We start from the raw sequence: 18,804 nt of genomic DNA on the forward strand, positions 1-18,804 counted from the left end.
TTGCCGCTTTCCTTCCGTAGCAAGGCAAAACACACCATGGCACAAGCAGACATCATCTACACCCCGGACCCGGACGCCGAGTCGATTTCTTCCGACGTTGCCGAATACAACGGCGTGCTGGTCACCACGCAGATCCCGACCCACGCTGATGGCAGCCTGGAGCTGGGCGGCATCGTCGAGCAGAGCGAGTGCACCCTGCAGGCGCTGAAGGTGGCGCTGGAGAAGGCCGGCAGCGGCATGGACCGCGTGCTGCACCTGACCATCTACCTCACCGACATGGCCGACCGCGCGGCATTCAACGAGGTGTACCAGCGCTTCTTCAGCAAGCCCTGGCCGGTACGCGCCGCCGTGGGTGTGGCTGCACTGGCGTTCGAAGGCATGCGCGTGGAAGTGACCGCAATGGCTGCCAAGCGCTGATTCATCCAGTCAGGAACGGCCTGTGGGAGCGGCCTTGTGTCGCGAAAGGGCCGCAAAGCGGCCCCAGTGATCTTGCAGTGGATCCAAGCCTCTGGGGGCGCTACGCACCCCTTTCGCGACGCAAGGCCGCTCCCACAGTTGCCCGAGCCCCACAATATTCCTGCATCCTGCACCTCTCGGCACCCCGATGATGCCGCCAGCCCGTTTCGCCGCTACAATGCCCGCCTAAACCGTGACAGCCCGAACCTATAACGACATGTCCCTTCCAAAGAATCACCTGGAACTGCTCAGCCCTGCCCGTGACGTGGCCATCGCCCGCGAAGCGATCCTGCACGGCGCAGATGCCATCTACATCGGTGGCCCAAGCTTCGGCGCGCGCCATAACGCCTGCAACGAAGTCAGCGATATCGCCGAACTGGTCGAGTTCGCCCATCGCTACCATGCACGCGTGTTCACCACCATCAACACCATCCTCCACGACAACGAGCTGGAGCCCGCGCGCAAGCTGATCCACCAGCTGTACGACGCTGGTGTCGACGCACTGATCGTGCAGGACCTGGGGGTGATGGAGCTGGACATCCCGCCGATCGAGCTGCACGCCAGCACCCAGACCGACATCCGCACCCTGGAACGGGCCAGGTTCCTCGACCAGGCCGGCTTCTCCCAGCTGGTGCTGGCGCGTGAGCTGAACCTGCAGCAGATCCGCGCCATCGCCGCCGAAACCGACGCCGCCATCGAATTCTTCATCCACGGTGCGCTGTGCGTGGCCTTCTCCGGCCAGTGCAACATCTCCCATGCGCAGACCGGCCGCAGCGCCAACCGCGGCGACTGCTCGCAAGCCTGCCGCCTGCCCTACACCCTGAAGGATGACCAGGGCCGCGTGGTCGCGTTCGAGAAGCACCTGCTGTCGATGAAGGACAACAACCAGACCGCCAACCTGGCTGACCTGGTCGACGCCGGCGTGCGCTCGTTCAAGATCGAAGGCCGCTACAAGGACGTGGCCTATGTGAAGAACATCACCGCCCACTACCGCAAGGAACTCGACGCCATCCTCGAAGGCCGCCCGGAGCTGGCCCGTGCCTCCAGCGGCCGCACCCAGCACTTCTTCGTGCCCGACCCGGACAAGACCTTCCACCGCGGCAGCACCGACTACTTCGTCACCGACCGCAAGGTCGACATCGGCGCCTTCGACTCGCCAACCTTCACCGGCCTGCCGGTGGGCGTGGTGGAAAAGGTCGGCAAGCGTGACATGCAGGTGGTCACCGAGGTGCCGCTGACCAACGGCGACGGCCTCAATGTGCTGGTGAAGCGTGAGGTGGTGGGCTTCCGTGCCAACATCGCCGAACCGCGTGGCGAATTCGAGGAAGACGGCGAGAAGCGCTACCGCTACCGCGTCGAGCCCAACGAAATGCCTGAAGGCCTGCACAAGCTGCGGCCCAACCACCCGCTGTCGCGCAACCTCGACCACAATTGGCAGCAGGCCCTGCAACGCACCTCGGCCGAGCGCCGCGTCGGCGTGCAATGGCACGCGGTACTGCGCGAGCAACGCCTGGTGCTGACCGTCACCAGCGAGGAAGGCGTGGGCACGCAAGTGGCACTGGAAGGCCCGTTCGGCCCGGCCAACAAGCCGCAGCAGGCGCTGGACCAGCTGCACGACCTGCTCGGCCAGCTGGGCACCACCATGTACCACGCCGACAGCATCGAGCTGGACGCCCCACAGGCTTACTTCATTCCCAACTCGCAGCTCAAGGCCCTGCGCCGCGAAGCCATCGAGGCGCTGACGGCAGCACGGGTGCAGGCGCACCCGCGTGGCGGGCGCAAGGCCGAGACCACGCCACCGCCGGTTTACCCGGAGTCGCACCTGTCGTTCCTGGCCAACGTGTACAACCAGAAGGCCCGCGACTTCTACCACCGCCACGGCGTGCAGCTGATCGACGCGGCCTACGAGGCCCATGAAGAGCACGGCGAAGTGCCGGTGATGATCACCAAGCACTGCCTGCGCTTCTCCTTCAACCTGTGCCCCAAGCAGGCCAAGGGCGTGACCGGCGTGCGCACCAAGGTGGCGCCGATGCAGCTGATCCAGGGTGATGAGGTGCTGACCCTGAAGTTCGACTGCAAGCCGTGCGAAATGCACGTGATCGGCAAGATGAAAAGCCACATCATCGACCTGCCGACCCCGGGCAGCGCGGTGGCCCAGGTGGTTGGGCACATCAGCCCGGAAGACCTGCTGAAGACCATTCCGCGCGGGCCGCATTGATCGGTGGCCTGCAAGGGCCCTTTTGCGGCTGAAGCCGCCTGCATGGTGATACTCGAAGGGATGGTGGGACGACTCGGGAAGACCCGACAATGCTCGCCTGCAAAAAACCGTTTGCCCCCGCGCAAACCTGCGCCCGCCAAGCCCTTCTTGTACACTCCTCGCATTAGCCCCCACCTGCACATTTTTTGGTGAACGCATGATCGAGGTAACCGAGGTTTCCATTGCCGAGCTGCGCGATGCGCTCGAGTCGGGCCGCACGACGGCGGTCGAGCTGGTCCAGGCCTACCTGGCGCGCATCGACGCCTACGATGGCGCCGACACCGCCACCGCCCTGAACGCCGTTGTGGTACGCAACCCCGAGGCGCTGAATGAGGCCGCAGCCTCCGACGCCCGTCGCGCCAAAGGCCAGGTCCTGAGCCCGCTGGACGGCATCCCCTACACCGCCAAGGACAGCTACCTGGTCAAAGGCCTGACCGCTGCCTCCGGCAGCCCTGCCTTCAAGGACCTGGTGGCCCAGCGCGACGCCTTCACCATCGAACGCCTGCGCGCCGCCGGCGCCGTGTGCCTGGGCAAGACCAACATGCCGCCCATGGCCAACGGCGGCATGCAGCGCGGCGTGTATGGCCGCGCCGAAAGCCCGTACAACGCCAACTACCTGACTGCACCGTTCGCCTCGGGCTCGTCCAACGGTGCCGGCACCGCCACTGCCGCCAGTTTCAGTGCCTTCGGCCTGGCCGAAGAAACCTGGTCCAGCGGCCGTGGCCCGGCATCCAACAATGGCCTGTGCGCCTATACCCCGTCGCGTGGGGTGATTTCGGTGCGTGGCAACTGGCCGCTCACACCGACCATGGACGTGGTGGTTCCCTATGCCCGTACCATGGCCGACCTGCTGGAAATCCTCGACGTGGTCGTAGCCGACGACGCCGACAAGCGCGGCGACCTGTGGCGCCTGCAACCCTGGGTGCCAATCCCGGCGGCTTCGACGGTGCGCCCGGCTTCGTACCTGGACCTGGCCGTGGATGCCAGCGCGCTCAAGGGCAAGCGCTTTGGCGTGCCACGCATGTACATCAATGCCGATGCCGAAGCCGGCACCTCCGAAAAGCCAGGCATCGGCGGCCCGACTGGCCAGCGCATCCACACCCGTGCCACGGTGATCGACCTGTGGCAGCAGGCCCGCCAGGCACTGGAGGCGGCTGGTGCCAAAGTACTGGAAGTGGACTTCCCGCTGGTATCCAACTGCGAAGGCGATCGCCCTGGCGCACCGACCGTGTACAACCGCGGCATCGTCAGCAAGGAATTCCTGCATGACGAACTGTGGGAGCTGTCGGGCTGGGCCTTCGACGACTTCCTGCGCGCCAACGATGACCCCAGGCTCAACCGCCTGGCCGATGTCGACGGGCCGCAGATCTTCCCCCACGACCCGGGCACCCTGCCCAACCGTGAGGACGACCTGGCCGCTGGCATGGACGAGTACGTCAACATGGCCAAGCGTGGCCTGAAGACCTGGGACCAGATCGAGACCCTGCCCGACGGCCTGCGCGGCCTGGAGCAGACCCGCAAGATCGACCTGGAAGACTGGATGGACAAGCTGGGCCTGGACGCGGTGCTGTTCCCCACCGTGGCCGACGTGGGCCCGGCCGATGCCGACATCAACCCGGCGTCGGCGGACATTGCCTGGAGCAACGGCATCTGGGTGGCCAACGGCAACCTGGCAATCCGTCACCTGGGCGTGCCTACCGTGACCGTGCCGATGGGCGTGATGGCCGATATCGGCATGCCGGTGGGGCTGACCTTTGCTGGCCGGGCTTACAGCGACAATGCGCTGCTCAGCTTTGGTGCAGCCTTCGAGGCGACCGGGTCGCGTCGAATGATCCCGCCGCGTACCCCGCCCCTGGGCTGAGGGTTAAAGGGGCCGCTTTGCGGCCCATTCGCGGGTAAACCCGCTCCCACAGGGACCCCACAGGTATTGAATACCGTGGGGTCCCTGTGGGAGCGGGTTTACCCGCGAATGGGCCTGGAAAAGCAAATCGCCTAATTCAACTTTATGTGTAAAAATACACAAAACGTTGATTTTGCGATCTGCCATGCCTATCACCCCAAGCGAAGAACGCCAGCTCACCCTCACCGTCCTCAAGGCCGCCATCCAGGCCCTGGGCAGCGTTGCCGCGCGCAACATGGAAATCCTCCTGCACGACCTCGACCACCCGGAACACTCCGTGGTGGCGATCGTCAACGGCCATCTTTCCGGGCGCAGCGTCGGTAGCCCAATCCTCGCCGCCCCGGAACAGGACCAGGGTTTCAAGGCACTGATGCAGGCCTCGGCCGATCAGCACGGCTGCGAGCCGGTGGTGCTGCCCGACTACCCCACCACGCTGAAGGGCCGCACACTGCGCAGCGCCACGGCCATCTTCCGTGACAGCAGCGGCCACCCCTTCGCCAGCCTCTGCGTCAACACCGACGTCACCGGCCTGGATGCAGCCATGAATTTTCTCCGGCAGTTCCAACCAACAGGGGCCGCACCTGCCGTCAGTGAACCCGCCGACATGGAACTGCTGATGAGCGAGATAATCCAGGCATCCCTGCAGCGCAGCGGCCAGGGGCGAATGAACAAGCAGGCCAAGGTAGAAGCCGTAAGAGTGATGCAGGAGCGCGGCCTGTTCATCGTCAAGGGCGGCGTGGAAAAGGCCGCCAGCGCCCTTGGTGTGACCCGCTACACCGTTTACAACTACCTCGAGCAACTGCGCGGAGCCAGCCAATGACCTTGCATATCCATACCCCCCTGATCGAGTCCCGCCCGCTGTCGCTGGCCGCGGACAGCAACGTCTGGCTCAAGCTCGAAGCCCTGCAGCCCTGCGGCTCGTTCAAGCTGCGCGGCGTGGGCCATGCCTGCGAGGTGCACCATGCCCGTGGCGCTCGGCATTTCGTGTCTTCCTCGGGCGGCAACGCCGGCCTGGCTGTAGCTTATGCCGGGCGCAAACTGGGCGTGCCAGTGACCGTGGTGGTACCCGAGACCACCACCGAGCGGGCCAAGGACCTGCTGCGCCTGGAGGGCGCCGAGGTGGTGGTGCATGGCAGCTCCTGGCAGGAGGCCAACGCCCTGGCGCAGACCTTGGTCGGCCCGGATGACGCCTTCATCCACCCATTCGATGACCCGTTGCTGTGGGCCGGGCATGCCAGCCTGGTGGATGAAGTCGCCGAGGCCGGCGTGAGGCCGGACGCCGTGGTGTTGTCGGTGGGCGGTGGCGGTTTGCTCAGTGGCGTGGTCGAGGGGCTACAGCGCAACGGCTGGGGCGATGTACCAATTCTGGCGGTGGAAACCGAAGGCGCGGCATCGCTGCATGCGGCCATGCGGGCGGGGCATTCGGTGGAGCTGGAACGTATTGCCTCGGTGGCGACGTCGCTGGGGGCCAAGCGTGTGGCTGACCAGGCGCTGGTGTGCGTGCAGCAGCATCCGGTGCACAGCCACCTGGTCAGTGACCGCGCTGCGCTGGAAGCCTGCGAGCGGTTCCTGCTGGACCATCGCGTGCTGGTGGAGCCAGCTTGTGGAGCAGCCTTGGCGTTGGCCTATGCACCGGGCGCCCTGGCGCAGTACCAGAATGTGCTGGTGGTGGTTTGTGGCGGGGCTACCGCCACGCTGGAGCAGATCCAGGCGTGGTTGCAGCAGGTGGATTGAGGTTACCTGTACCGGCCTCTTCGCGGGCTTGCCCGCTCCCACAGATTGGACTGCGCAAGGTCTGAAGCAAGCGCATTTCCTGTGGGAGCGGGTTCACCCGCGAACACCGGCGAAGCCGGTGCCATCCAATACGACACTCATCGGATTCTCCTTGCGGCACCCGGTTGCTGATTACGATAGTCACATGCCGCTGTTCTACTAAGCCCACCGCAACCGGAAAATTCCCGTCGCAACAGCGTCAACCACGACGAAATGCGTAGCCCACCCTTTCGGTCTGCGGCAAGTGAAGGCACAATGCGTGTCCTTTTTTTGGCCGGCCTGGCCGGGGGCCTTTAAATGATCAAGACGCCGTACTACCTCATCGATAAAACCAAGCTGCTGGGCAACATGGAGAAGATCGCCTACGTGCGCGAACACTCCGGCGCCAAGGCACTGCTCGCCCTCAAGTGCTTTGCCACCTGGTCAGTCTTCGACCTGATGCAACAGTACATGGACGGCACCACCTCTTCGTCGCTGTACGAGCTCAAGCTCGGCCGCCAGAAGTTCGCCGGCGAAACCCACGCCTACAGCGTGGCCTGGGCCGACGACGAGGTCGAGGAAATGCTCGAGAACTGCGACAAGATCATCTTCAACTCGATCGGCCAGCTGCAGCGCTTCGCCGAACAGTCCGAAGGCAAGGTCCGTGGCCTGCGCGTCAACCCGCAGGTCAGCAGCTCCGACTACCTGCTGGCAGACCCTGCCCGCCCGTTCAGCCGCCTGGGCGAATGGGACCCGGCCAAGGTCGAACAGGTGATCGAGCAGATCTCCGGCTTCATGTTCCACAACAACTGCGAGAACGGCGACTTCGGCCTGTTCGACAAGATGCTCACGCACATCGAAGAGCGCTTCGGCCACCTGCTGCACAAGGTCGAGTGGGTCAGCCTCGGTGGCGGCATCCACTTCACCGGTGAAGACTACGCGCTGGACGCCTTCTGCGCGCGCCTGAAAGCCTTCTCGGAAAAGTACGGCGTGCAGGTGTACCTGGAGCCGGGCGAAGCGGCCATCACCAACAGCGCCTCGCTGGAAGTGACCGTGCTCGACACCCTGTACAACGGCAAGCACCTGGCCGTGGTCGACAGCTCGATCGAAGCGCACATGCTCGACCTGCTGATCTACCGCCTCAACGCCAAGATGGCCCCCAACGACGGCGCGCACACCTACATGGTCTGCGGCAAGTCGTGCCTGGCCGGTGACATCTTCGGCGAATACCAATTCGATCGTCCGCTGGCCATCGGTGATCGCCTGTCGTTCGTCGACGCGGCGGGTTACACCATGGTCAAGAAAAACTGGTTCAACGGTCTGAAAATGCCATCCATCGTGGTCAAGCAACTCGACGGCAGCGTCGAAGTGGTGCGCGAGTTCGGTTTCGAAGACTACGTTTCCAGCCTGTCGTAAGACCGGCTTTCAGTAAGGAGCAAGGGATAAATTGAAGAAGAACGTTCTTATCATTGGTGCAGGAGGTGTCGCCAAGGTGGTGGCCCACAAGTGCGCGCAGCATAACGACGAACTGGGTCGTATCGCTATCGCGTCACGGAACATCTCCAAATGCCAGGCCATCATCGACAGCGTCAAGGCCAAGGGTAGCCTCAAGGTACCCGCCGACATCCAGGCCTTCTCGCTCAATGCCCTCGATGTCGAGGCTACCAAGGCGCTGATCCGCGAGACCGAATCGCAGATCGTGATCAACGTTGGTTCCGCCTTCCTCAACATGTCGGTGCTGCGTGCCTGCATCGATACCGGTGTCGCCTACCTGGACACCGCCATCCACGAAGAGCCGGGCAAGATCTGCGAGACCCCGCCGTGGTACGGCAACTACGAGTGGAAACACCTCGAAGAGTGCCAGGCAAAGAACATTACCGCCATTCTCGGCGTCGGCTTCGACCCGGGTGTGGTGAACAGCTACGCCAAGCTGGCGCAGCAACAGTATTTCGACAGCATTGACTCGATCGACATCCTCGACGTCAATGCCGGTTCGCATGGCAAATACTTCGCCACCAACTTCGACCCGGAAATCAACTTCCGTGAGTTCACCGGGCAAGTGTGGAGCTGGCAGAACAGCCAGTGGACCAGCAACACCATGTTCGAGGTCAAGCGTACGGACGACCTGCCGGTGGTGGGTTCGCAGAACCTGTACCTGACCGGCCACGATGAGGTTCACTCGATTTCGAAGAACCTCAACGTGCCGAACGTGCGTTTCTGGATGAGCTTCGGCGAGCACTACATCAACGTGTTCACCGTGCTGAAGAACCTGGGCCTGCTCTCCGAGCAACCGGTGAAAACCGCCGAAGGCCTGGAAGTGGTACCGCTGAAAGTAGTCAAGGCCGTGCTGCCGGACCCAGCCTCTCTGGCCCCGGGCTACACCGGCAAGACCTGCATCGGTGACCTGGTCAAGGGCACCAAGGATGGCCAGCCGCGCGAAGTGTTCATCTACAACGTGGCCGACCACGAAGAAGCCTACGCCGAGACCGACAGCCAGGGTATTTCCTACACCGCCGGTGTACCGCCAGTGGCTGCCGCCCTGCTGGTCGCCCGTGGCGAGTGGGATGCCAAGCGCATGGTCAACGTCGAGGAGCTGCCAGCCGAGCCGTTCCTCAAGGCACTGGACGTCATGGGCCTGCCGACCCGCGTCAAGGATGAAAAAGGCGATCGTCCTTGGGACGCTGAAGCCTAAGCAGCAAAGCAGAGGGGGCGCCATCAAGGCGCCCCCTCTGCTTTTGCAGGCCACGTGTAAGCCTAGATGCCCTGGCCAGAGGGCTTTGCCTGCTCAGCCAGCTTTTCCAGCAATACCTTGGCCAGCGCCTTGTCCGAGAACGGGTTCTGCCCGGTGATGAGTTCGCGGTCCACCACCACATTGGGTTGCCAGGCCTTGGCGTAGCCCATGTCGCCCCCTGCCATCGCCATGGCGTTGGCCGGGTAGAACAGCAGCCGCTGGTCCTTGAGCGAACCTTCGAATACCTGCTCCTCCGGGTCGGAGAAAATGGTCATCTTGTAACCCTTGTACAACCAGTCGGTGGCTGCCGGCTTTTCACCACGCGCCAGCGCCGACTGGTAGCTGGCCGGGTCCTGCTGGGCCGAGAGCAAGGCGATGGGGCCGTGGCAGATCGCGGCTGTAGGCTTGCCGGCTTGATGGAAATGCCGCAGCAAGGCGCCCACGTCCGGGTTGTTGGCCAGGTCGATCAACGGCGCATGGCCGCCGGGGATGAACAGCCCGGCATAGCGCCCTAGGTCACCTGCCAGTACTTCTTTCACCGACAGGGTATCGTCAATGCCCGGCAGGCCTTGCACGACCTTCTCGATCCGGCGCATCTCCACCGCATCGCCGGCAAAGTAGCTCGGGTCGATCGAACGCTGGTCGACACTCGGGGCATTACCCTTGGGGGTAACCAGCACCAGCTTGTAGCCAGCCTTGAGCAACTGGTCGGCAGGCACGCCGAATTCGTTCAGGTAGTAGCCGGTGGCGTAGCGCTTGCCGTCCTGCAGGGGCAGCTGGTGCTCGCTGGACAACAGCACCAGCACCTCTCCCTTGGGCGCAGCGTGGGCGCCGGTGGCAAGCAGGGTGCTGGCAACAGCCAGGGCAAGCCGGGACATCTTGGTCATGCAACAATCTCCTGATCAGGCAAATAGAGCTGTCCGCTCATGTTGGCGGGGATGCGTTCATGCTAACGGCGAGGCTATGATTCGATAATTCGAAAGCTCTCATGCCTGTGATCCAGAAAATGAATATATCCAGCAAGGACTTCAACCTGCTGTACCTGTTCCATGTGCTGTACCAGGAACGCAACGCCACCCTCGCCGCCCAGCGCATGGCGCTGAGCCAGCCCGCGCTCAGCCACAAGCTCAACAAGCTGCGCCATCAGTTTGGCGACCCGCTGTTCGTGCGCGCGCCCAGGGGCCTGACCCCGACGCCACGCGCCCACGAACTGGCGCCTGAGGTAGAACGCCTGGTAGTGGGCCTGGAAGGTTTTTATGAGCGCTGCGAAGGGCAGGACTTCCTCGCCCGCCCTGCCCGACTGCACCTGTACAGCACCGATTATGCGGAGCAGACCCTGTTGCCCAGGCTGCTGCCGATCCTGCGTAGCCAGGCACCGAACCTGACGCTGGTCACCTGCAACACCCGCGGTCTGCTGCCTCGCGAAGAATTGGAGAAAGGCACCTGTGACCTGGCCGTTGCCGGGTTCTACACCGACCTGCCGGAAACCTTCCACCAACAGCGCCTGCTCAGTGAACACTTGGTAGTGCTGGCCTCGCGCAGCCATCCAGGCCTGGAAAACGGCCTGGACCTCGATACCTTCCTTGCCAGCGACCACCTGCTTACCACCCTCACCGGCGACCTCGATGGCCTGGTCGACCGCGCCTTGCGCAGCCAGGGCATGCAACGGCGGGTCGTGGCTGGCCTGTCGAGTTTCCTGGCCCCCATGCGCCTGCTGCGCGGCACCGATCTGCTGCTCACCTGCCTGCGCTCGCTGGCCACCGAAGCCGTCGAACGTGACGACGACCTGCTCATGTACCCGCTGCCGCTGACATTGCCAGCGATCGAGGTGATGCAGATCTGGCACGAACGCACCCACGCCGACCCCTTGCGCCGCTGGTTTCGCCAACAGCTGTGGAACGTCGCCCAAGAGGCAGCCGCCTGCGCGAGTAACAATTTCTAAACAACGATGTGACATTTTTTTTCAGCTTTCTCGCCAAGGAGCTGTCAGATGAAGGTCACGGTTTTCGGTACCGGCTATGTCGGCCTCACCCAGGCAGTGTGCCTGGCCCAGGTGGGCCATTCGGTGTTGTGCATGGATGTCGACGCCGAGCGGGTCGCCAGCCTCAATGCAGGCCATTGCCCGATCTTCGAGCCCGGCCTTGCGCCGATGCTGGAGAAGAACCTGGCCTGCGGTCGCCTTCGCTTCACCACCGACGCCAGCGAAGCGGCCAACTACGCAAAGGTGCAGTTCATTGCCGTCGGCACCCCGCCTCAGGCCGATGGCAGCGCCGACCTGAAGCACGTGTTCGCCGTGGTCGACAGCATCCTCGAACATGCCGATGGCCCCAAGCTGATCGTCAACAAATCCACCGCGCCGGTTGGTACGGTGCACCGCATCAAGGCGCGCATCGCCCAGGCCGTGGCCGATACCAGCCGCTTGCGCGTCGTCAGCAACCCCGAGTTCCTCAAGGAGGGCTCGGCGGTGGATGACTGCATGCGCCCGGAGCGCATCATCATCGGTGGCGCGGAGCCCGCCGAAGTAGAGCTGCTGCGCGAGCTGTACCTGCCGTTCAGCCGCAACCGCGAAAAACTGATGGTGATGGACGCGCGCAGCGCCGAGCTGACCAAGTACGCGGCCAACTGCATGCTGGCGACCAAGATCTCGTTCATCAACGAAATCGCCAACCTGGCCGAGCATCTGGGCGCCGACATCGAACTGGTGCGCCGCGGCATCGGCTCGGACCCGCGCATCGGCTACGACTTCATCTATGCCGGCTGCGGCTTTGGCGGCTCATGCTTCCCCAAGGACCTGCAAGCCCTGCGCCGCAGCGCCGAGGCCGAGGGCTTCGAACCACAGTTGCTGCGTGCGGTGGAATCGGTCAACGAGCAGCAAAAGAACCGGCTGTTCGGCAAGATCCAACGCCACTACCCACGCGGCCTGCGAGGCAAGGTCTTCGCCGTGTGGGGATTGTCGTTCAAGCCCAATACCAACGACATTCGCGAGGCCTCCAGCCGAGTCCTGCTGGAAGCGCTGTGGGCCGCCGGCGCACGGGTGCAGGCCCATGACCCGCAGGCCATGGAGGAAATCCAGCGGCACTATGGCGCCCGCGCCGACCTGCAACTGGTACCGTGCAAGGACGACGCGCTGCGCGGCGCCGATGCCCTGGTGATCGTCACCGAATGGCAGGAATACCGCGTGCTCAACCTGGACAAGGTGCCGCAACAACTGGCCGACCGGGTGGTGTTCGACGGGCGCAACCTGTTCGAACCCGAGCACATGGCCGCCGCCGGCCTGACCTACTACGGCATCGGCCGCGGCCAGGTGCAGCCAGCATGCCCGAACTGATTACCGGCGTGGCCGGCTTCACCGGCGACCACATTGCACGGTGCCTGTGCGAAGCAGGCATCGAGGTGGTCGCCGCATGGTACTTTGCTACGGCGTAACGGCGCCCTCGGGAGGATTCAGTTGCAACACCTCGTTGGTGTATGCCCACTCCTTCTGCACCTGGTCCGGGTGGTCGTTAAGGCGGATGCCGTAGGACGGGATGATCTGCCTGATCTTCGCCTGCCACTGCGGCGATGCCATCTTGTCCTTGAACACCTTGCTCAGCACATCGAGCATGATCGGCGGCGCGGTCGAGGCGCCAGGCGAGGCACCCAGCAATCCTGCAATGCTGCCATCCTTGGACGTCACCACTTCAGTGCCGAGCTTGAGCACACCACCCAATGCTTCGTCCTTCTTGATGATCTGCACCCGCTGGCCCGCCTGCCACAGCCGCCAGTCCTCTTTCTTCGCCTCGGGGAAGTAGGTGCGCAACGCTTCGAAACGGTCATCGTCAGATTGCAGCACCTGGCCGATCAGGTACTGCACCAGGTCGAACTCGCGCACCCCGACTCTTACCATCGGCCAGGCATTGTGCACACTGGCGCTGGCGAACAGGTCAAGCAGCGAGCCCTGCTTGAGGAACTTGGTCGAGAAGGTGGCGAACGGCCCGAACAGGATCATGCGCTTGCCATCGAGCACACGGGTGTCCAGGTGCGGCACCGACATCGGTGGTGCGCCCGTGGCGGCGATACCGTAGGCCTTGGCCATGTGACGCAGGGCGATGGCCGGGTTGTCGGTGACCAGGAACGAACCACCGACCGGGAAACCGGCATAGTCCTTGGCCTCCTCGATACCCGACTTCTGCAGCAGTGGCAGCGCTGCACCACCTGCGCCGATGAACAGGAACCTGGCGTCGGTGGCCGCGTTGCTGCCGTCTTTGAGGTTTTTGTATTCGACATGCCAGGAGCCGTCGTCGTTGCGGGTGATCGCCTGCACTTCGGTCGACAGCTTGAGGTCGAAGTTCGGCCGGGTCTGCAGATAGCCCACGTATTGCCGGGTGATCTCGCCAAAGTTGACGTCGGTGCCGATCGGCGTCCAGGTCACGGCCAGTTTCTGGTTGGGGTCGCGGCCCTCCATCATCAACGGTACCCACTTGCGAATCTGCTCGTGGTCCTCGGAGTACTGCATGGGCTTGAACAACGGGCTGGCCTGCAGCGCCTCGTAGCGCTTCTTCAGGAAGCGAATGTTGTCGTCGCCCCAGACGAAGCTCATGTGCGGAGTAGTGTTGATGAATGAATGCGGGTTCTTCAGCACGCCCTGTTTGACCTGCCAGGCGAGGAACTGACGGGTGACCTGGAACGACTCGTTGATCTCCACCGCCTTGCTTATATCGACCTTGCCGTCCTTCTCCGGGGTGTAGTTCAGTTCGGCCAGGGCCGAGTGGCCGGTACCAGCGTTGTTCCAGCCGTTGGAGCTTTCTTCGGCGACCTTGTCCAGGCGCTCGACCATTTCCATCGACCAACCCGGCTCCAGCTCATTGAGCCAGACGGCCAGGGTTGAACTCATGATGCCGCCGCCCACCAGCATGACATCGACTCTTCTGGTTTCCGCGGCCTGGGCATCGAGCATGCCGAATGCCAAGGCCAGCCCGGTCAGCGCCAGTACCGGCTTGATGGTGATCCTCATAACCTCCCCCTTGCCTCGTTGCTATCCGTAAGTCAGCCACAAGCTTAGATGACGGATTTGGTCGGGCGTGGCTGGTGCACAATCACTTGCAATCCGTCACGCCTCAAAATACTGTATGAATATTCAGTATCACAGGTCAGCCCCATGCAACTCATCGCCAAACTCGGCATCCTTGCCGATGCTGCCAAGTACGACGCATCCTGCGCCAGCAGCGGCGCGCCCAAACGCAACTCGCGCGGGGCTGATGGGCTGGGTGCTACCAATGGCATGGGCATCTGTCACAGCTACACCCCTGATGGGCGCTGCGTATCGCTGCTCAAGGTGCTGCTGACCAACTTTTGCCTCTACGACTGCCAGTACTGCGTCAACCGCCGATCCAGCAACGTGCCACGCGCACGCTTCAGCCCCGAGGAAGTGGTCCGGCTGACCCTGGACTTCTACCGGCGCAACTGCATAAGCGGCCTGTTCCTCAGCTCCGGCATCATCCGTTCGGCGGACTACACCATGGAGCAGCTGGTCCGTGTGGCGCGGCTGTTGCGCGAAGAGCACGACTTCCGTGGCTACATCCACCTCAAGACCATCCCCGATGCCGACCCGTTGCTGATCGAGGAGGCCGGGCGCCTGGCAGACCGGCTCAGCGTCAACATCGAGCTGCCGACCGACGCCAGCCTGAAACGCCTGGCACCGGAAAAACAGGCGCACACCATTCGCCAGGCCATGGGCGTGATCCACCAGGGCCAGCAAGCTGTGGCCCACGAACCCAAGGCGCCGCGCTTTACCCCGGCCGGGCAAAGCACCCAGGTGATCGTCGGGGCCGACAGCACCGACGACAGCACACTGCTGCGCAATGCCGAATCGCTGTACCAAGGCTACGGCCTCAAGCGTGTGTACTACTCCGCCTTCAGCCCCATCCCTGACAGCCCCGGCAGCGTCCCCCTGGCCGCACCACCGCTGCTGCGCGAGCACCGTCTGTACCAGGCTGACTTCCTGTTGCGTGGCTATGGCTACAAGGCCGGCGAGCTGCTGGGCCAGAGCGGCAATCTGGCACTGGACATCGACCCCAAGCTGGCCTGGGCGCTGGCCAACCGCGACGTGTTCCCGCTGGATGTGAACCGTGCCGAGCCGGCGCTACTGGCGCGCATCCCCGGCATCGGCCTGCGCAGCGTGCAGCGCCTGGTAGCCCTGCGACGCGAACGGCGCATTCGCTACGATGACCTGATCCAGTTGCGCTGCGTGCTGGACAAGGCGCGGCCATTCATTGTCACCAGCGACTACCGCCCGCCCCAGGCCGAACTGCGCAGCGGCCTGCTGAGGGCGCGCTTGCGTGAGCCGCAGGCCCCGGTGCAGATGGGCTTATGGGGATGATCGCGCTCGATTGCGACGGCCTGTTCGCCACCTGGCGTGACCAGGCCCGGGTGTTGTTGGGGCATGGCATCGACCCGTCGGAGGTCACCTGGGCGCAAGGGCCGGTGGCTGATTTGCTGGCCGTACCGACAGCGCTGCCGGAAGGCTCCGGTCCCTTTCGCGCCAAAGTGCCTGCGGCGCTGCTCGGCCAGCTGGAACAGGCGGCCCGCTACCGTGGCGAGCACCGCTGGAACCTGCTTTACGAGGTACTTTGGCGGGTGGCCCATGGCGACCGCACTGCAATGCTGCCGGGTGACCGATTGGGCAGTGAGCTGCATAGACGGATCAAGCAGGTCAATCGCGAAGCACACCACCTGCATGCGTTTGTACGCTTCGTGCCACTACCCGAAGTATTGGCTGAACAGCTGCAACTCGACCTGGTGGCCTACCACGAGCCGGCGCATGACATTCTGGAAAGCGCCAGTGGGCATTTCGCCGACCGCCTGGGGCGTTTGCGCTGGATGATTGCCACGGCCCACGACGGCATACGCTTCGATGGCCAGGCATTCGACTACCAGCGACAGTGCCCCGAACCCTGGCGCCAATGGGCCCGCAACGCCGAAGACCCTGGTGCCGAATTATGGCGCACCTACTATCGTCATACCTTCAACCCCGCCCGCCTCAACCCCGACGCCTTGCGCTTGCACATGCCCGGGCGGTTCTGGCGTCATTTGCCGGAGGGCATGCTGATTCCGCAGCTCGAAGGCCTGGCTCGGCAAGGCAAGCAACGGGACGGCCAAGCACTGGAGGTCGCCTCTCAGGCTGGCAAACAAATCAGCAAGCCCATACGGTAGTTGCGTATTCGCAATACCTTGATCAGTGGGAATTTCTTCGCGGGCATGCCCGCCCCCGCAGGTATTGCACAGTTCTCGAAGTGTGTAGAGATCCGGTGGGAGCGGGCGCGCCCGCGAAACAGCCAAAAGCAATCTCAAGCCGAACGATCAGCCGCCACAGCCGTCATAACCTGAGCCGCTGCCGACACGCAAAGAGGACGCGAAATGACCCAACCCGACCCGTCATACGTCAAATGGCTCGAAGACCGCGCCATGCTCAAGGCCTCCCAGCAACGCACCCACCTGTACTCGGGCCAGTCGCGCCTGTGGCAACAGCCCTACGCCGAAGCGCAGCCCCGCCGCGCCACTGAAATCGCTTCGGTCTGGCTGACCGTCTACCCCGATGCCATCATCGCCCCCGAAGGTTGTTCGGTGCTTGGCGCCTTGGGCCACGAGGCGCTGTGGAAGCGTTTGTCGGAGATCGGCATTCAGGGCCTGCACACCGGCCCGATCAAGTTGTCCGGCGGCATTCGTGGCCGTGAACTCACCCCCAGCGTGGACGGCAACTTCGACCGCATCAGTTTCGACATCGACCCGCTGTACGGCAGCGAGCAGGAGCTGATCCAGATGAGCCGCATGGCCGCCGCGCACAACGCCGTGACCATCGACGACCTGATCCCCTCGCACACGGGCAAGGGCGCCGACTTTCGCCTGGCCGAGCTGGCCTACGGTCCCTATCCGGGGCTGTACCACATGGTCGAAATCCGCGAGGAAGACTGGCCGCTGCTGCCCGAAGTGCCTGACGGGCGCGACGCGGTCAACCTGCTGCCGGCCCAGTGCGACGAGCTCAAGGCCCGCCATTACATCGTCGGCCAGCTGCAACGGGTTATCTTCTTCGAACCAGGTGTGAAGGAAACCGACTGGAGCGCCACGCCGCCGGTGACCGGTGTGGATGGCAAGACACGGCGCTGGGTGTACCTGCACTACTTCAAGGAAGGCCAGCCATCGCTGAACTGGCTGGACCCGACCTTCGGCGCCCAGCAGATGATCATTGGCGATGCCCTGCACGCCCTGGACTGCCTGGGTGCACGTGGCCTGCGCCTGGATGCCAACGGTTTTCTCGGTGTGGAGACCCGCGCCAGCGGCACTGCCTGGTCGGAAAGCCACCCGCTGTCGATCGTCGGCAACCAGCTGATCGGCGGCATGATCCGCAAGGCCGGCGGTTTCAGCTTCCAGGAACTGAACCTGACCCTCGACGACATCGCGCAGATGTCCAGGGGTGGTGCCGACCTGTCCTACGATTTCATTACCCGGCCGGCCTACCAGCATGCACTGCTGACTGGCGACACCGAGTTCCTGCGCCTGATGCTCAAGGAGATGCATGCTTTCGGCATCGACCCGGCCTCGCTGATCCATGCCCTGCAGAATCATGACGAGCTGACCGTGGAGCTGGTGCATTTCTGGACCCTGCATGCCCACGACATGTACCTGTACAAAGGCCAGACCTTGCCCGGCGGCATCCTGCGCGAGCACATCCGCGAAGAGATCTACGAACGGCTGTCGGGCGAGCATGCGCCGTACAACCTGCGCTTCGTCACCAATGGCATAGCCTGCACCACGGCCAGCCTGATCGCTGCCGCGCTGGGTATCCGCGACCTTGGGCAGATCGGGGTGGCAGAAATCGAGCTGATCCAGAAGGTGCACCTGCTGCTGGTCATGTACAACGCCATGCAGCCGGGGGTGGTGGCGCTGTCCGGCTGGGACCTGGTAGGCGCCCTGCCCTTGCCCGCCGAAGCAGTCGCCCAGCGGATGCTGGATGGCGATACCCGCTGGATTCACCGCGGCGGCTACGACCTGGCCGGGCTGGAGCCACAGGCCCAGACGTCTGTGCGTGGCATGCCCCGAGCCCGGGCGCTGTATGGCAGCCTGGACAGCCAGCTGGAGAACGGCGATTCGTTTGCCTGCAAGGTGAAGAAGCTGCTGGCGGTGCGCCAGGCCTATGGCATTGCCACCAGCCGCCAGCTGCTGGTGCCCGAAGTCAGCAGCCCCGGCTTGCTGGTGATGGTGCATGAGCTGCCGGCCGGGCGTGGCATCCAGATCAGTGCGCTGAACTTCGGCCAGGAAGTGATTGCCGAGGAGCTGCAACTGACCGGGTTCACGCCGGGGCCGGTGGTGGACATGATCAATGAAACGGTCGAAGGGGATTTGACCGAGGATGGGCGGCTGATGGTGAACCTGGACCCGTATGAGGCGCTGTGCCTGCGGATCGTCAACAGCAGCGGCCATGTCTGAATTGTATTTGCCCCATTGCCTTCGCCGGTGAAGCTCTGAACGGCAGCCACGCGATTCCTGTGGGAGCGGGTTCACCCGCGAACACCGGCGCAGCCGGTGCCATCCACCGCGTCGCCTGCTTCGCGGGCGCGCCCGCTCCCACAGGGGCCCCACCACCTGAAGGAATGCACCATACCTGTGGGAGCGGGTTCACCCGCGAACACCGGCGCAGCCGGTGCCATCCACCGCATCGCCTGCTTCGCGGGT

15 protein-coding genes are annotated in these 18,804 nt (G+C 63.8%); 13 read left to right on the forward strand and 2 right to left on the reverse strand.

Annotated elements, in window-relative coordinates; translation table 11 throughout:
- The first annotated feature begins 36 nt into the window (after positions 1–36).
- From KDB76_RS16915 to KDB76_RS16945, 7 genes are all read left to right on the forward strand, one after another.
- Positions 37–417 (forward strand): RidA family protein, encoded by a 381-nt coding sequence (locus KDB76_RS16915; protein WP_015270613.1) that lies wholly within the window; start codon positions 37–39, stop codon positions 415–417.
- Between the two features lie 256 nt (positions 418–673).
- Positions 674–2,674 (forward strand): U32 family peptidase, encoded by a 2,001-nt coding sequence (locus KDB76_RS16920; protein ID WP_038409735.1) that lies wholly within the window; start codon positions 674–676, stop codon positions 2,672–2,674.
- 196 nt (positions 2,675–2,870) lie between these two features.
- On the forward strand, positions 2,871–4,574 hold the full coding sequence (locus KDB76_RS16925) for an amidase (RefSeq protein ID WP_038409736.1): 1,704 nt from the start codon (positions 2,871–2,873) through the stop codon (positions 4,572–4,574).
- Between the two features lie 184 nt (positions 4,575–4,758).
- Positions 4,759–5,433 carry a PAS domain-containing protein gene (locus tag KDB76_RS16930; RefSeq protein ID WP_013972887.1) on the forward strand — a complete coding sequence of 225 codons (675 nt, stop codon included), beginning with the start codon at positions 4,759–4,761 and terminating at the stop codon, positions 5,431–5,433.
- On the forward strand, positions 5,430–6,347 hold the full coding sequence (locus KDB76_RS16935; RefSeq protein ID WP_038409737.1) for a pyridoxal-phosphate dependent enzyme: 918 nt from the start codon (positions 5,430–5,432) through the stop codon (positions 6,345–6,347). The genes KDB76_RS16930 and KDB76_RS16935 overlap by 4 nt, the downstream gene beginning before the upstream one ends.
- A gap of 336 nt (positions 6,348–6,683) precedes the next feature.
- Positions 6,684–7,781, forward strand: a complete 1,098-nt coding sequence (nspC, locus tag KDB76_RS16940) for a carboxynorspermidine decarboxylase (protein ID WP_013972889.1) — start codon at positions 6,684–6,686, stop codon at positions 7,779–7,781.
- Positions 7,782–7,812: 31 nt separating this feature from the next.
- On the forward strand, positions 7,813–9,057 hold the full coding sequence (locus KDB76_RS16945; protein WP_003248123.1) for a saccharopine dehydrogenase family protein: 1,245 nt from the start codon (positions 7,813–7,815) through the stop codon (positions 9,055–9,057).
- 62 nt (positions 9,058–9,119) lie between these two features.
- Here the strand turns inward: KDB76_RS16945 and KDB76_RS16950 are convergent, their stop codons facing one another.
- A complete protein-coding gene (locus tag KDB76_RS16950) occupies positions 9,120–9,983 on the reverse strand; it encodes a type 1 glutamine amidotransferase domain-containing protein (RefSeq protein ID WP_013972890.1) in 864 nt (287 codons plus the stop codon).
- Between the two features lie 119 nt (positions 9,984–10,102).
- Here KDB76_RS16950 and KDB76_RS16955 point away from each other — a divergent pair, with 119 nt between their 5' ends.
- From KDB76_RS16955 to KDB76_RS30175, 3 genes are read left to right on the forward strand one after another with little or no spacing between them, the layout of a single operon-like run.
- Positions 10,103–11,038 (forward strand): LysR family transcriptional regulator, encoded by a 936-nt coding sequence (locus KDB76_RS16955; protein ID WP_038410441.1) that lies wholly within the window; start codon positions 10,103–10,105, stop codon positions 11,036–11,038.
- Between the two features lie 48 nt (positions 11,039–11,086).
- Positions 11,087–12,424: a UDP-glucose/GDP-mannose dehydrogenase family protein gene (locus KDB76_RS16960; protein WP_013972892.1), complete on the forward strand. Its 1,338-nt coding sequence runs from the start codon at positions 11,087–11,089 to the stop codon at positions 12,422–12,424.
- Positions 12,412–12,522, forward strand: a complete 111-nt coding sequence (locus KDB76_RS30175) for an NAD-dependent epimerase/dehydratase family protein (protein WP_038409738.1) — start codon at positions 12,412–12,414, stop codon at positions 12,520–12,522. The genes KDB76_RS16960 and KDB76_RS30175 overlap by 13 nt, the downstream gene beginning before the upstream one ends.
- Here KDB76_RS30175 and mqo read toward each other — a convergent pair.
- Positions 12,512–14,089: a malate dehydrogenase (quinone) gene (gene mqo, locus KDB76_RS16965; RefSeq protein WP_013972893.1), complete on the reverse strand. Its 1,578-nt coding sequence runs from the start codon at positions 14,087–14,089 to the stop codon at positions 12,512–12,514. The genes KDB76_RS30175 and mqo overlap by 11 nt on opposite strands.
- A 144-nt stretch (positions 14,090–14,233) precedes the next feature.
- Here mqo and KDB76_RS16970 point away from each other — a divergent pair, with 144 nt between their 5' ends.
- The 3 genes from KDB76_RS16970 (at position 14,234) to treS (ending at position 18,558) form a co-directional block, all read left to right on the forward strand.
- Positions 14,234–15,454: a putative DNA modification/repair radical SAM protein gene (locus tag KDB76_RS16970; protein ID WP_013972894.1), complete on the forward strand. Its 1,221-nt coding sequence runs from the start codon at positions 14,234–14,236 to the stop codon at positions 15,452–15,454.
- Positions 15,445–16,287, forward strand: coding sequence for a TIGR03915 family putative DNA repair protein (locus tag KDB76_RS16975; RefSeq protein ID WP_013972895.1), 843 nt, complete (start codon positions 15,445–15,447; stop codon positions 16,285–16,287). The genes KDB76_RS16970 and KDB76_RS16975 overlap by 10 nt, the downstream gene beginning before the upstream one ends.
- A gap of 204 nt (positions 16,288–16,491) precedes the next feature.
- On the forward strand, positions 16,492–18,558 hold the full coding sequence (gene treS / locus KDB76_RS16980) for a maltose alpha-D-glucosyltransferase (protein WP_038409739.1): 2,067 nt from the start codon (positions 16,492–16,494) through the stop codon (positions 18,556–18,558).
- The last annotated feature ends 246 nt before the right edge of the window (positions 18,559–18,804 follow it).

Source organism: Pseudomonas sp. JS425 (assembly GCF_018223845.1).
Lineage (GTDB): Bacteria > Pseudomonadota > Gammaproteobacteria > Pseudomonadales > Pseudomonadaceae > Aquipseudomonas > Aquipseudomonas asiatica.

Excerpts from the sequence above, each read along its gene's own strand:
- KDB76_RS16915 (WP_015270613.1), top strand. The coding sequence starts at position 37 with ATGGCACAAGCAGACATCATCTACACCCCGGACCCGGACGCCGAGTCG.
- KDB76_RS16920 (WP_038409735.1), top strand. The coding sequence starts at position 674 with ATGTCCCTTCCAAAGAATCACCTGGAACTGCTCAGCCCTGCCCGTGAC.
- KDB76_RS16925 (WP_038409736.1), top strand. The coding sequence starts at position 2,871 with ATGATCGAGGTAACCGAGGTTTCCATTGCCGAGCTGCGCGATGCGCTC.
- KDB76_RS16930 (WP_013972887.1), top strand. The coding sequence starts at position 4,759 with ATGCCTATCACCCCAAGCGAAGAACGCCAGCTCACCCTCACCGTCCTC.
- KDB76_RS16935 (WP_038409737.1), top strand. The coding sequence starts at position 5,430 with ATGACCTTGCATATCCATACCCCCCTGATCGAGTCCCGCCCGCTGTCG.
- nspC (WP_013972889.1), top strand. The coding sequence starts at position 6,684 with ATGATCAAGACGCCGTACTACCTCATCGATAAAACCAAGCTGCTGGGC.
- KDB76_RS16950 (WP_013972890.1), bottom strand. The coding sequence starts at position 9,983 with ATGACCAAGATGTCCCGGCTTGCCCTGGCTGTTGCCAGCACCCTGCTT.
- KDB76_RS16955 (WP_038410441.1), top strand. The coding sequence starts at position 10,103 with ATGAATATATCCAGCAAGGACTTCAACCTGCTGTACCTGTTCCATGTG.
- KDB76_RS16960 (WP_013972892.1), top strand. The coding sequence starts at position 11,087 with ATGAAGGTCACGGTTTTCGGTACCGGCTATGTCGGCCTCACCCAGGCA.
- KDB76_RS30175 (WP_038409738.1), top strand. The coding sequence starts at position 12,412 with ATGCCCGAACTGATTACCGGCGTGGCCGGCTTCACCGGCGACCACATT.
- mqo (WP_013972893.1), bottom strand. The coding sequence starts at position 14,089 with ATGAGGATCACCATCAAGCCGGTACTGGCGCTGACCGGGCTGGCCTTG.
- KDB76_RS16970 (WP_013972894.1), top strand. The coding sequence starts at position 14,234 with ATGCAACTCATCGCCAAACTCGGCATCCTTGCCGATGCTGCCAAGTAC.
- KDB76_RS16975 (WP_013972895.1), top strand. The coding sequence starts at position 15,445 with ATGGGGATGATCGCGCTCGATTGCGACGGCCTGTTCGCCACCTGGCGT.
- treS (WP_038409739.1), top strand. The coding sequence starts at position 16,492 with ATGACCCAACCCGACCCGTCATACGTCAAATGGCTCGAAGACCGCGCC.